The sequence below is a fragment of the Dyella sp. 01L423 genome, assembly GCF_056399945.1.
In genome coordinates, this window is record NZ_JBFTSI010000009.1 from 156,912 (window position 1) to 170,020 (window position 13,109).

The 13,109-nt window shown below is 64.2% G+C and carries 11 protein-coding genes; 8 read left to right on the forward strand and 3 right to left on the reverse strand.

The genetic code is table 11. The annotated features are described in order from the left end of the window. Positions 1 to 222 precede the first annotated feature (222 nt). Positions 223 to 1,047, reverse strand: coding sequence for an AraC family transcriptional regulator (locus tag AC1DMY_RS19920; RefSeq protein WP_477166588.1), 825 nt, complete (start codon positions 1,045 to 1,047; stop codon positions 223 to 225). A 237-nt stretch (positions 1,048 to 1,284) separates the two neighbouring features. Here AC1DMY_RS19920 and AC1DMY_RS19925 point away from each other — a divergent pair, with 237 nt between their 5' ends. The 5 genes from AC1DMY_RS19925 (at position 1,285) to AC1DMY_RS19945 (ending at position 6,526) form a co-directional block, all read left to right on the forward strand. Then, on the forward strand, positions 1,285 to 1,524 hold the full coding sequence (locus tag AC1DMY_RS19925; protein WP_046970428.1) for a hypothetical protein: 240 nt from the start codon (positions 1,285 to 1,287) through the stop codon (positions 1,522 to 1,524). A 169-nt stretch (positions 1,525 to 1,693) separates the two neighbouring features. Beyond that, positions 1,694 to 2,065: a MarR family winged helix-turn-helix transcriptional regulator gene (locus AC1DMY_RS19930; protein WP_477166599.1), complete on the forward strand. Its 372-nt coding sequence runs from the start codon at positions 1,694 to 1,696 to the stop codon at positions 2,063 to 2,065. Positions 2,066 to 2,093: 28 nt separating this feature from the next. Next, the gene (locus tag AC1DMY_RS19935; RefSeq protein WP_477166589.1) at positions 2,094 to 3,563 is read left to right on the forward strand and encodes an efflux transporter outer membrane subunit; all 1,470 of its coding nucleotides are present in this window, start codon (positions 2,094 to 2,096) and stop codon (positions 3,561 to 3,563) included. Positions 3,564 to 3,574: 11 nt separating this feature from the next. Beyond that, positions 3,575 to 4,771 (forward strand): EmrA/EmrK family multidrug efflux transporter periplasmic adaptor subunit, encoded by a 1,197-nt coding sequence (locus AC1DMY_RS19940; protein WP_477166590.1) that lies wholly within the window; start codon positions 3,575 to 3,577, stop codon positions 4,769 to 4,771. A gap of 234 nt (positions 4,772 to 5,005) precedes the next feature. Then, a complete protein-coding gene (locus tag AC1DMY_RS19945) occupies positions 5,006 to 6,526 on the forward strand; it encodes a DHA2 family efflux MFS transporter permease subunit (protein ID WP_477166591.1) in 1,521 nt (506 codons plus the stop codon). Between the two features lie 635 nt (positions 6,527 to 7,161). On the opposite strand, the gene AC1DMY_RS19950 is transcribed toward AC1DMY_RS19945, so the two are convergent. Next, the gene (locus AC1DMY_RS19950; RefSeq protein ID WP_477166592.1) at positions 7,162 to 7,677 is read right to left on the reverse strand and encodes a lipid A 3-O-deacylase; all 516 of its coding nucleotides are present in this window, start codon (positions 7,675 to 7,677) and stop codon (positions 7,162 to 7,164) included. Positions 7,678 to 7,927: 250 nt separating this feature from the next. After that, positions 7,928 to 8,848 carry a bestrophin family protein gene (locus AC1DMY_RS19955; RefSeq protein ID WP_477166593.1) on the reverse strand — a complete coding sequence of 307 codons (921 nt, stop codon included), beginning with the start codon at positions 8,846 to 8,848 and terminating at the stop codon, positions 7,928 to 7,930. A 123-nt stretch (positions 8,849 to 8,971) separates the two neighbouring features. On the opposite strand from AC1DMY_RS19955, the gene AC1DMY_RS19960 reads away from it, so the two are divergent. The 3 genes from AC1DMY_RS19960 (at position 8,972) to AC1DMY_RS19970 (ending at position 12,815) form a co-directional block, all read left to right on the forward strand. Then, positions 8,972 to 9,559: a DUF2239 family protein gene (locus tag AC1DMY_RS19960; RefSeq protein ID WP_477166594.1), complete on the forward strand. Its 588-nt coding sequence runs from the start codon at positions 8,972 to 8,974 to the stop codon at positions 9,557 to 9,559. A gap of 30 nt (positions 9,560 to 9,589) precedes the next feature. Then, complete coding sequence (locus AC1DMY_RS19965; RefSeq protein WP_477166595.1) at positions 9,590 to 11,068, forward strand: MATE family efflux transporter; 1,479 nt, start codon at positions 9,590 to 9,592, stop codon at positions 11,066 to 11,068. Between the two features lie 100 nt (positions 11,069 to 11,168). Next, the gene (locus AC1DMY_RS19970) at positions 11,169 to 12,815 is read left to right on the forward strand and encodes a multicopper oxidase family protein (RefSeq protein ID WP_477166596.1); all 1,647 of its coding nucleotides are present in this window, start codon (positions 11,169 to 11,171) and stop codon (positions 12,813 to 12,815) included. Positions 12,816 to 13,109 lie beyond the last annotated feature (294 nt).

Genomic DNA, 13,109 nt, shown 5'->3' on the forward strand with positions numbered 1-13,109 from the left:
GCGACCAACCTACGGAGCGATACACCCCAGCGCTGCGGTCGCGCACAAGGTGCGCACCTGCAAGGGAGCGCGCACGTCGTGGGTGTCGGATCAAAATTGCCGATCGGCTCTTTGTGGGAGCGCACCCTGTGCGCGACAAACCTACGGAGCGATACACCCAGCGTGGCGGTCGCGCACAGGGTGCGCTCCCACAGACAAGCGGTGAGGTGCGAACTTGATGTGCTACTGCGCGCCCTGCGCCGCGAAATATCGCGCTGGCGGCTGCCCAAAACTCCGGCGGAACATCGCCACGAAGGCGCTCACGCTCGCATAGCCCAAGGCATCGGCGACGGCCGACACCGCTTCACCGTCGGCCAAACGTTCCAGGCCGTGCGTCAGGCGAGCCAGTTGTCGCCACTGGGCGAAGCTCAACGCCGTTTCGCTGCGGAACAAGCGACTGAGGCTGCGTGGCGACAGGCCAGCCCAGCCTGCCCACTCATCGAGGCCACGGTTGTCGTTGGGGTTTTCCAGGAGTGCGACGGCAATGCGCAAGGCGCGGCGATCCACCGGCATCGGCAGGTGCAAGGGTTCGCGTTGCGCGCGGCAGATTTCTTCCAACAGCACCGTAGTCAGCCGCTCCTGGCTTTCGTCCAGCTGCGTTTCCCATATCCATGAGCTGGCGCGACGCACCAGTGCGCGCATCAACTCGGTCACGCCGATCACGCAGGGTTCGGTAGGCAAACGGCCGCATTCGGGCGGGGTCACGAACACGCCCCAGCCGGTCATCGGGCCGCTCAGCGTCACGGTGTGTTCCACGCCGGGCGGCATCCACCCGGCGCGGTGCGGCGGGAGCAGCCAGGAACCTTGGGCCGTGCGCACATGCACCAGTCCGCTTTCCACACAGTAGAGCTGCCCACGCAGGTGAGAGTGCCAGCCGTACTCGCGGGTTCCGTCGTGGTACTCGCTGGCGGCCTCGCCCTCGGTCCAGTAGGCGATCACCGAGGGTCCTTCACCGCGCTCGATGAGCTCGTGGAAGCGGTTCTCGTCGCGCTCGCTGACATGGGCCATGGCTGATTCTCGACAAACTTTGACCAAATAACGCTAACAGTAATTCGCCCGTCTGCCCAATCATGCTCGCCCGATCCCCACCGCTGCCGCCGCTCGCGGTGTCGAACGTGCCGTCAGTCGCGGTTTGCCGGCCCGTGCCATAGCTCCTGCTTGATCCGGAGCCGTCACGCCCGCACGCCGATACGCGTCTTGATTCAGCCAGCGCGGCGCCGCCCCGGCGTCCAAGGGAGCCGATCCATGTCGATGATTGCCGTACGCATGCCCACCGCCGAGACCGAGCCGCTCGAGGCGTTCGTGGCCTGTGCCCACCAAATGCTGGACCCCGACCTGCCCGAAGCCAGTCGTCGTGCCCTGGAGCCGAGACTGGTCGCCCTGTTGCCGACACTGCGGGCGCTGGGCGTGTTCGAGCTGTTTGAAGTGCGTCACCCAGCCCTGCGGACCTGGCTGGAGGACGAGATGCGGGAGGGACCTCGTTGAGGCCGGGGAAGATCTTGTCCGAGCAAAATCTGACCAACACATATTTGCCTTGACAAATATTATTTCGGCAATAAAATTGCCGCCCATGACCTCCTCCCATTCCTCTTCCTACCCGCAAGACAGCATCGGCGTACTTATTGGCCTGGTTCGTGGCGAACTGGTCCGCAAGATGGAAGCCGAACTGCAGTCCTGGGGCATCGAGCTGCGTTTCACCCAGTTCCTGATCCTCAAGCGCCTGGCCTTGATGGGTCCGATGTCGGCCAGCGAACTGGCCCGCGCGGTGGAACTGGATGGCGGCGCCATGACGCGCCAGCTCGATCAGCTCGAAGGCAAAGGCCTGTTGCGCCGCTTGCCGCACGAACAGGATCGCCGTGCCCTTCGCATCGAATTGACCCCGGCGGGAGAAGAGATGTGGCGCCAGATGACGCCCTGCAACGAACACGTGCTCGACGCCGCGCAAAAGGCGCTGGACCCCACCGAGCGCGCACAGCTGCGCGATTACCTGGAGCGCGTGCTGAACGCGCTCCGCGATATGAACTGACCCGCTTCTACTCTTGGAAACCTACGCCATGCGTCTGCAAATCCTTGCGGCAGCCACCGGCCTCTCACTCGCTCTGGCGGGCTGCGTCAGCAGTGGCGGCCTGCACCCGGAAGGCACGCTGACCGAGGCCTCGTCACTGAAGGCCGATCGCAGCCTGTCCGGCGCCACGCTCTCCCCCGCCGCCTGGCCCTCCGACGACTGGTGGACCGGGCTGGGCGATCCCCAGCTGAGCGCACTGATCGCCGAAGCGCTGAAGGACAACCCGAGCCTCAGCGTGGCCGACGCGCGCGCCCGCCAGGCGCAGGCGCAAGCCGGCGCGGCCGATGCCGAGCGCGGCCCCAGCGCGACTGCCGGCGCCAACGTCATCGGTCAGCGTCTGCCGCTGACCGCCGCGCCGCCGGAACTCGGCGGCGGCAAGTTCACCTGGTTCAAGGACGCCCGCGCCAGCTTCAGCTGGGACCTGGATCTGTGGGGCGGCAAGCGCGCCGCGTGGGAAGCCGCCGTCGGCCAGCAGCATGCCGCTGAAATCGAACAGCAGGCCGCGCGCATTGAGCTTTCCACCAACGTCGCGCGCGCCTATGTGCAGCTGTCGTACGCCTATGCGCAGCAGGACGTGGCCAAGGCCGAGCACGATCGCGCCACGACCGCGCGCCAGCTGACCCAACAGCGCGTGTCCGCCGGTCTCGACAATCAGTTGCAGCTCAAGCAGAGCGAAACCGAAGTGGCGAACTCGGACCAGCAGTTGGCTGCGGCCAATCGCGCCATCGACGCGGCGCGTTCGTCGTTGTCGGTGTTGCTCGGCAAGGGTCCGGATCGCGGTCTCGACATTGGCCGCCCGCAGGCACTCAATCCTGCCGCGCTGGCAGTGCCGGCCGACGTGCCGACCGAACTGATCGGCCACCGCGCCGATCTCGTCTCCGCGCGCTGGCGCGTGGAATCGGCGGGCAAGGAGATCAAGGTCGCCAAGACGCAGTTCATGCCCAACGTCAGCCTCAGCGCGATGGCCGGCGTGGCCGCGTTCGGCAGCATCAATCCGCTGCAGTTGCCGGCGCGTTTCTACACCTTTGGCCCGTCGCTGAGCCTGCCGATTTTTGACGGCGGCCGCCTGCGTTCCAACTTGTCCGCCAAGGACGCGCAGTACGACGAGGCTGTAGCCCAGTACAACCAGACGCTGGTGCGTGCGGTGAACGAAGTGGCCGACGGCTACGACGCCGTGCAGTCCGCGCAGGAGCAGGTCGCCGCCCAGCAGCATGCGGTGGATGCCGGCTCGCAGGCCTGGCAGCTCGCCGAGCAGCGCTACAAGGCCGGCGTGGGCAGCTATCTCGAAGCGTTGATCGTGCGCCAGCAGTTGCTGGTCGCGGAGCAGCGTCTCGCCGCCCTGCAGTCGCAGCAGGTCGATCTCTCCGTACAGCTTATCCAGGCCCTCGGCGGCGGTTTCCGTCCGCAGGCGGGCCAGGCCGATGTGGCCGTCCAATCTTCCTCTGAACATTCGCTCTAAAGGCTATCCCCATGTCTAGCCAGAATCCGCTTGCTGCCGAGACCGCAGCCGCCCAACCCCCCAAGAGCCGTCGCGGTTTCCTGTTGAAGGGACTCGTCGCTGTGCTGGTGCTTGCCGCCATCGGCTGGGGCGTGTGGTATTTCGTTGAAGGCCGTTGGTTCGAAGACACCGACGATGCCTACGTCAACGGCAACCTCGTGCAGATCACCCCGCAGGTGACCGGCACCGTCATCACCATCGGCGCCGACGATGGCGACCTGGTGCATGCCGGCGACGTGCTGGTGAAGCTCGATCCGGCCGATGCCGATGTCGCGCTTGAGCAGGCTCGGGCCAATCTTGCCGGCACTGTGCGCAAAGTGCGCGGCCTCTACAGCAACGTGAGCGGTGCCCAGTCCGAAGTGGCTGTGCGCAAAGTCGCGGTGGACAAGGCGCTGCAGGACTACAACCGTCGCCGCGATCTCGCCAAGTCCGGCGCCATCTCGGCCGAAGAGTTGTCGCATGCGATGGATGCACTGACCACCGCGCAGAGTGCCCTCACCACCGCGCAACAACAGCTGCAGACCAACAAGGTGCTGGTGGACGATACCGTCGTCGCCTCGCATCCGGACGTCCAGACGGCTGCCGCCAAAGTGCGCGCCGCTTACCTCGACGATGTGCGTACCTCGCTGCTGGCGCCGGTCGACGGCTACGTGGCCAAGCGCTCCGTGCAGCTCGGCCAGCGCCTGGCGCCGGGCACGCCGCTGATGGCGGTGGTGCCGCTGCATGGCGTGTGGATCGATGCCAACTTCAAGGAAACCCAGCTGGGCAACATGCGCATCGGCCAGCCGGTGGAAATCCGCGCCGACGTGTATGGCGGTTCGGTCTCCTACAAGGGCAAGGTCGAGAGCCTGGGCGTGGGCACCGGCAGTGCGTTCTCGCTGTTGCCTGCGCAAAACGCCACCGGCAACTGGATCAAGATCGTGCAGCGCGTGCCGGTACGCGTGTTCTTCACCGATCCCAAGCAGCTCGAAGAACATCCGCTGCGCATCGGCCTGTCGACCAAGGTGTCGGTGAATCTGCATGACACCAGCGGTCCGTTGCTTGCCAAGCAGGCACCGACGCAGCCGGCATTTACCACCGATGTGTACAAGCAACAGTTGGCCAAGGCCGACGGCATGATCGCGGACATCATCCACGCGAACATGGCGGGTGAAGGTCAGAAGCAGTAAGGACTTGGCGGTGCAAGTGGCTGCGCGCGAGCGCCTCCATGACACGCCGCCATGGCCATTTGATGCGTCATTCCGGCGTAGGCCGGAATCCAGTGACGTCAGCGTCGACATGTGCCGATACCTTCACGCCGTGTCGCATCTGGATCCCGGCCTGCGCCGGGATGACGAGCAGGAACCGAGGCCGCTTCGGAACTTTCGCAGCGCCAATTCTTCAAACCGCAGGTTATCCGTGCGATGAGCCAAAATTTCCAGCCGCGCAACCTCGCGTTGACCACCATCGGTCTCTCGTTGGCCACCTTCATGCAGGTGCTCGACACGACCATCGCGAACGTGTCCTTGCCGACCATCGCCGGCAACCTCGGCGTGAGCGTCAACCAGAGCACCTGGGTGATCACCTCGTTCGCGGTGAGCACGGCCATCGCGTTGCCGTTGACCGGCTTCCTCACGCGCCGCTTCGGCGAGGTGAAGCTGTTCATCTGGTCGACGATGCTGTTTTCGCTCGCCTCCTTCCTGTGCGGCACCGCGCAGAGCATGCCGATGCTGATCCTGTTCCGCGCCATCCAGGGTGCGGTGGCCGGACCGATGTATCCGATCACGCAGAGTCTGCTGATCTCGATCTATCCACCGGCCAAACGAGGCATGGCGCTGGCTTTGCTGGCGATGGTGACGGTGGTCGCGCCCATTGCGGGTCCGATCCTCGGCGGCTGGATTACCGACAACTATTCATGGCCGTGGATTTTCTTCATCAACGTGCCCATCGGCATCTTCGCCAGCATGGTGGTCGCCAACCAGATGAAGGGGCGCGTGGATGTCACCACGCGGCCAAAGATCGACTACGTAGGCTTGATCACCCTGATCATCGGCGTGGGCGCGCTGCAGATCGTGCTGGATAAAGGCAATGACGAAGACTGGTTCAACTCGACCTTCATCATCGTCACGGCGATCGTGTCGGCCATCGCGATTGCCGTCTTCCTGATCTGGGAACTCACCGACGACGAACCGATCGTCAACTTGAAGCTGCTGCGCCATCACAACTTCCGCACGGGCACCATCGCGCTGGTGCTGGCGTATGCGGCGTTCTTTGCAATCGGCCTGCTGATACCGCAGTGGCTGCAGCGCACCGTGGGCTACACCTCCACCTGGGCGGGCTTCGCCGCCGCGCCGCTGGGCATCCTGCCGGTGATGCTGACCTTTATCGTGGGCAAATACGCGGCGCGTACCGATATGCGCCTGCTTGCCTCGTGCGCGTTCCTGATCATGGGCGCCACGTGCTTCATGCGCTCGAACTTCTTCCTGCAGATCGACTTCATGCACGTCGCGGGCGTGCAGTTGTTCCAGGGTCTGGGCGTGGCGCTGTTCTTCATGCCGGTCACGACCATTCTGCTATCGGACCTGCGGCCTAATGAGATTGCGGCTGGCGGCGGCCTGGCTACCTTCCTGCGTACGCTGGGCGCGAGCTTCTCGGCTTCGCTGACAACCTTCCTGTGGGATCACCGCGCGATCGTGCATCACGCGCACCTCACGGAGCACTTCACGCCGTACGACAACTCGGCGCAGACGACGCTGAAGGCGGTGGGTGTGACGGGTCAGGCCAGCAATGGGTTGCTGGAGCAGTTGATCAATCAGCAGGCGTATCAGATCTCATTTAATGAGGTGTTCCATATGCTGGGTTGGGTGTTTATTTGCCTGATCGGCGTGGTGTGGATGGCTCGGCCGCCGTTTGGGGCTAAGGCGGGGCCTGGGGCGGATCATTGATCGCTGAGTGTGATGAAAGGGGTCGCAGTGATGCGGCCCCTTTTCTTATCTTGATCGTCATCCCGGCGCACCCCACAAGAGGGGGCGAGGGCCGGAGGCGCTCTTCAACAGCCGGATGGCTGGTCATCCAGAGCCTCGGTTTCTGGCCGTCGCCTAGTGGCCAGCGTGCCGCCTACGCGGCGGGCGTTTCGATCGGCTGCCGCCGCTCGAGTCACTTTTCTCTTGCTGGCCCAAGAGATCTCACGGGACTAGCTTCGCGTCGAAAGTAACCCAAGAGAGTGGCCTAAAACGCCCGCAGCATCGTGTTGGGATAAGCCCGAACGCTTGAGGCGCGCTGTTGTGGGACAACCTCCGAGGGTACACAGCGGGTACTGCAAAGCGCTGCGCAACGCGCCCGAATCCCTGAGGACTTAAAGCTGGGCCTCGCTGCGCATCGGCTTTAGTCATCCCTTCTTCCGTCTGCCGCGCGGGCTTGTCTGTGGGAGCGCACCCTGTGCGCGACAGCCACGCTGCGGTGTACCGCTCCGTAGGCTTGTCGCGCAGAGGGTGCGCTCCCACAGGGATGGCGCCGGGCGCAGCGCCATCCAGCCGTCCAAACAACAACGGCCCATGCGGGCCGTTGTTGTTTCACTCCATCAAGGATTAAACGCCACACCCACCAGCGCCATCGTTTCGCCGCGGTTGGAGCCTTTGACGCCCGCATTGGAAACATGGCGGATCTGGAAGGTCCAGTGGTCGGCTTGCCAGCCCACGGAGTTGACGAATTCGCCGCCGCTGCTCAGGGCTAGCGTGCGCCCGCCTTGGGCGGCGATTTCCGAGGTCCAGAACAGGTGGTGGTACCAGTCGTCGCCGTTGCCGTAGCGCATGCGCACGCCGCCGCCGAGCAGCCACACGTCATCGGAGACGGCGTTGCCGTACTTCGACACGTTGCGTCCATTGATGAAGCCCAGGGAGGCGGCGGGCGCCCACGAAAATTGGCTGCTTCCGAAGGCGTGTTCGCCCCAGATGCTTTCGATCCACGCCGTATTGGTCCAGTAACTGTCTGAGTAGCTTCGACCGCCGCTGATTTCGATACGGGGGTCGGCGAGGGTTGTAGCGGAAATGCCCATCAGGGCCAGCGCAACCGCACTGCGCAGGAGGGGATGTCGCATGGTCTTTCTTCTTTGACTTTGGGGGGAGGGGATTTGTGCACCGCTAAGTTTAATAACTTATTGGACCGACCGGTATTGGAAATAGGTCGAATCGAGACAACACAGCGTTGCCTGGGCGGCACGAGTGGCCGGCCTCCTTGCCGGTCACGGGATCAGCTTGTCTCAAGCGGCGTGAAGCGCACGCGGAGAACACCGTAAAACTACGGCGATACGAAGGTAGGGGTTGGGCCTCGCGGCCGGTCCTGGTGGCTTAAAGCAGGACGCCATCCACCGGCCGCAGCGGTGGCGGCAGATCGCGCTGGCCCAGCAATTCGCCCAGACCGATTTCGACCGTGCGGCACAGGGCGTCCAGCGCCAGGTCGTTGGGCAGGCGGTCGAAGGGGTTCTCGATCTGGTCACCCAGCGCATCGAGTCCAAAGAAGGTGTACGAGAGCACGCCCACCATCAACGGCGTCACCCAGCCCACGCTGCCGATCAGGCAGAACGGCAGCAGCAGGCAGTACATGTAGACCGTGCGATGCAGCAGCAGGATGTAGGCGAACGGGATGGGCGTGCCCTGGATGCGCTCGCAGCCGCCCAGCACATAGGACAGGCGCGTCACCTGCGCATCGATATTGGCCAACAAGATCGGATCGAGGCGCTGCTCGCGATGCAACTGCGCGTACCCCTGGCTGATCAGGGCCAGCAGCACGTTCGGCGGATTGGGTCGATCGACCAGGGCTGCGGCCTCCGTCCCCGTCAGCCAGCGCGACACCTCCTCGCCCGGCGCGGTGCCGCGCAGATGGTGGCGCAGCGCGTGAGCAAAGGCGATCAGCCGGTGCACCATGCGTTCGCGCTCCGGCGCCGAGAGGCCCTTGGGCAGGCTTACCGTCTGGCGGGCAAGGTTGCGCACCACGATCAGCAGCTCGCCCCAAAGCGTGCGCGCCTCCCACCAGCGCTCGTAGGCCACCGTGTTGCGAAAGCCCAGGAAGATCGCCAGCGTCAGCCCCATCAGGGTCAGCGGGATGGCGCCAAGTTCGATCCCGGTATGCGGCAGATGTTGTTCCAGCAGCACCACCGCGACGGCCAGCAGCACCATGCCCAGCACACGCTTCCAGATCACCGGAATGATCGATCCGCGCAGGGTGAACAGCATCAATCGAAGCGAGCGATGCGGGGGATGGATGACCATGGGAAAGGCGCGGCGGGAGTGTGGAAAAATTTTACCGCGCAGCGCCCGGCTCAGCCGCCCAGGTGTTGATCTTTATTTATTACCCGGGCAATATCCGTCTTCACTTTATACCCGGACAAAACCATGGCTGATCTTGCTTCCTGCATCGCTTTCGATGGCCACCGGCGTATTGCCGCGGGCTCGCTGCCGGACGTCGCCGTAGCGACCAAGCGGGCGGTCGATGCCGGCGTCGAGGGACCGGTGCTGATCTTCGATGAGCGCGACGGTCGCCCGCTGGAACTCGACCTGCGCGGCACGCTTGCCGACGTAGTCGCCCGCCTCCCCGCTTCGTCGCAGGACGACGAACTTGCGCCCCGCGGCCCGGGTCGCCCGAAGCTGGGCGTGGTCGCGCGCGAGGTCACCTTGCTGCCTCGCCATTGGGATTGGCTGGCCAGCCAGCCAGGCGGTGCATCGGCCAGCTTGCGGCGGCTGGTCGAAGAGGCACGTCGCACTCATGTTGAGCGCGATGCGGCGCGTTTGGCGGGTGAAGCGGTCGATCGCTTCATGAGCGCGATGGCAGGTAATCTCCCGGGTTATGAAGAAGCGTCGCGCGCATTCTGGCGAAAGGAGCGCGAGCGTTTCATCCAGGTGACGGATGCATGGCCCGCCGATGTGCGCGAGCATGTGCGGCGTCTGGCCGCGCGTGCATGGCAAGCCAGCGTCGCCGACTGATCTCCCCCTTCCCCATCGCGGAATGATTCGATGTCATCTCTTGCTGCAAGGCAGCCCCTGCTTACCGAAGGACCGATCGCCAAGACCCTGCTGATGTTCGCGTTGCCCATCTTGGGCAGCACGGTGCTGCAGTCGCTCAATGGCTCCGTCAATGCGATGTGGATCGGCCACTACCTGGGCGAGGCCGCGCTCACCGCGGTGAGCAACGCGAACCTGATCCTGTTCCTGCTGCTGGGTGCGGTGTTCGGCCTCAGCATGGCTTGCACCATCCTGATCGGGCAGAGCCTGGGCGCGCGCAACATGCTGGAGGCCAAGCGTGTGGTCGGCACTGGCGTGACGTTCTTCGTCTCGGTCTCGATCATCGTGGCCATCGCCGGCTACTACGGCACGCCGTGGATGCTCAACGCGCTCAATACACCGCTCGACGCGCAGGCGTTCGCGGTGCCGTATCTGCGCATCATCTTCATCGCCGTGCCGTCGATGTACTTTTACGCCTTCCTGATGATGACGCTGCGCGGCGCGGGCGACTCGCGCACGCCGTTCTTCTTCATGGCCTTGTCGGTGGTGATGGATATCGTGCTCAACCCGCTGCTGATCTTTGGCGTGGGGCCGTTTCCGCGCATGGGCATTGCCGGTTCGGCCACCTCCACGCTGATCGCGCAGTCGGTGGCGCTGATAGCGTTGCTGGTCACGCTCTACCGGCGCAAACATTTCCTGCGCCTCACGGGCAGCGAGCTGGGCTATCTCAAGCCCGATATGGAGATCCTGCGTTCGCTGGTGTTCAAGGGCCTGCCGATGGGCCTGCAGATGATCGTGATCTCCAGCTCCGCGATGATCATGATCCACATGGTGAACAACTACGGCTCCAAGACCACCGCCGCGTACGGCGCGGCCACGCAGTTGTGGACTTATGTGCAGATGCCGGCCATGGCGATTGGCGCGGCAGTGTCGTCGATGGCGGCGCAGAATGTGGGTGCGAAACTGTGGGACCGCGTGAGCCGCATCACCAAGGTGGGCGTGCTCTACAACTTCCTGTTGAGCGGCATGCTGATCGCGCTGATCTATCTGTTCAACCACGCCGCGCTTGGCATGTTCCTGCCCAACGATGGTGAGGCGCTGGCGCTCGCGCAACACCTCAACAGCATCGCGGTGTGGTCGTTCATGTTCTTCGGCGTGACCTTCGTGCTGTTCGGCGTGGTGCGCTCCACCGGCGCCGTGGTGCCGCCGCTGGTGATCCTGTTTATTTCGATGTGGTTGTTCCGTCCGCCGTTTGCACTGGCGCTGGCGCCGCGGCTTGGCGCCGATTCGATCTGGTGGAGTTTCCCGCTGGGCTCGCTCGCCTCGATGCTGATGGCGATGGGCTACTACAAGTGGGGCGGCTGGCGTCGCGCCCGCATGCTGGCCACGCCGATCGACAAGGCTGGACTGGAAAAGGCCAGCGACGAGGCTGCCGTGGCCGGCCAGCAGGCGCCCACCACGGGTCAAGGCGTGCCCGCGTCAGCGGAGTAATCCGTCTCACTTGGCGCGTGGATACGCGTCACGTGAACCTGGTTTCACGCTTTGCCATGTGACTGTCATCCGGGCTGCCTAGGGTGGCCCGATGACTCGCATGAACCACTCGCGCCGGCAGTTTCTGCGCGGCATGGTCGATATGGTCGGCGCCGCCACGGCTGCCGAACTGGGTTTGCTCGCCTGGTCCTCGCCCGCCATCGGCGACGAGAAGATGGCGCGCATGGCCACGCCGCAGCTCGCGGCGCCCAAGGTGCCGCTGGTGAACCCGGTGACCCTGGCGCGCTTCGTCGATCCCTTGCCGTTGCCCGCGGTCGCCAAGCCGGTGGGGCAACGGGCGCATCCCGCTTATCCCGGCAAGCAACTGCCGTTCTATCGGATGGAGATGCGCGCGTTCAAGACGCAGCTGCATCGCGATCTGCCACCGACACCGATGTGGGGCTACGCAGGTTCCTTTCCGGGGCCGACCTTGCTCGCCAGGCGAAACGAGCCCTTGTTGATTGAATGGGCCAATGCGCTGCCCGAAAAGCATTTCCTCCCGATCGACCACCATATTCACGGCGCCGAGCGCGACAAGCCGCAGGTGCGCACCGTGACGCACGTGCACGGCGCGCGTGTTCCGCCATCGAGCGACGGTTATCCCGAAGAATGGGTCGTACCCGGTCATTCAAGCGTGTCGCACTATCCCAACGCCCAGGATGGCGCCACGCTCTGGTACCACGATCACGCGATGGGCATCACGCGGCTCAACATTTATGCCGGCCTGCTCGGCGCGTATCTCATCGAAGACGATGCGGAGGCGTCGCTTCAACTCCCCAGTGGCGAATGCGATCTGCCGCTGATCCTGTGCGACCGACTCATCGCGAAGGATGGCCAGCTCTATTATCCCGTTTCCGATGATCCGGACGCGCCATGGGTGTCCGAGTGCAATGGCAACGCCATTCTGTGCAATGGCAAGTTGTATCCCTTCTTCGAGGTGGAGCCGCGCCGCTACCGGTTGCGGCTCGTCAACGCGGCCAACACCCGCTTCTATGAGATGTCATTGTCCGCTGGACTGTCGTTTACGCAGATCGCCAGCGATCAGGGCCTGTTGGCAGCGCCCGTGTCGCGTCAGCGCGTCACGTTGTATCCGGCAGAACGCGCGGATGTCGTGATCGACTTTTCCGGCATGGATGGCAAGCAAGTACAGCTGCGCCAGCAGGCTGAGGCGATCATGGAGTTTCGCGTGCGCGACATGGGGCGCCGCGACACCAGCGTGATGCCGACCACGTTACGCAGCATCGAGCGACTTGCCGCTGCCAGTGCGGTGCGCGATCGCGTGCTGACGTTGGGCGAACAGGACGACGCAGGCGGCAGCGCGATGATGATGATGCTCAACGGCAAGCACTGGTCCGCTCCCATTACGGAAGACCCGCGACAGAACACCACCGAAATCTGGAGCATGGTGAACCTCACCGGCGATGCGCATCCCATGCATCTGCATCTGGTGCGTTTTCAGGTGTTGGAGCGCCGGCCGTTTGATTTGTTCGCGTGGAACGAGAGCAAGACGCTCAAGTACACGGGGCCGGCGATACCGCCTTCGCCTGAGGAGATGGGGTGGAAGGATACGGTGCGTGCGGATCCGGGGATGGTGACGCGGATTATCGCGAGGTTCGAGGGTGAGCCTGGGCGATATGTGTGGCATTGCCATCTGTTGGAGCATGAAGACAACGAGATGATGAGGCCGTTTCAGTTGTTGCCGGGGTGAGTATTGGTTCTTCGCGAGGTCTTGCACTTCTCCCTCTCGCCTTCGGGGAGAGGGCTGGGGTGAGGGGCCAATCTAGCCTCACTCTTTGCTCGTCGTCCTGGCGCAAGACGGGGCCCGATCGCATCGGCTTTTGATTGTCGCGATATCGCGACCTGGCTCGCCTGCCGCGGGCTTCCGTCCTCCTGCCGGAGGCCGGGTCACTTTTCTTTGCTTGCCCACGCACGCGCAGGAGCGCGTGTGAACGGCGAAGCCGGCCCGAAGGGCGGAGGGCAGGATGCCCGGAGTAAAGAAAAG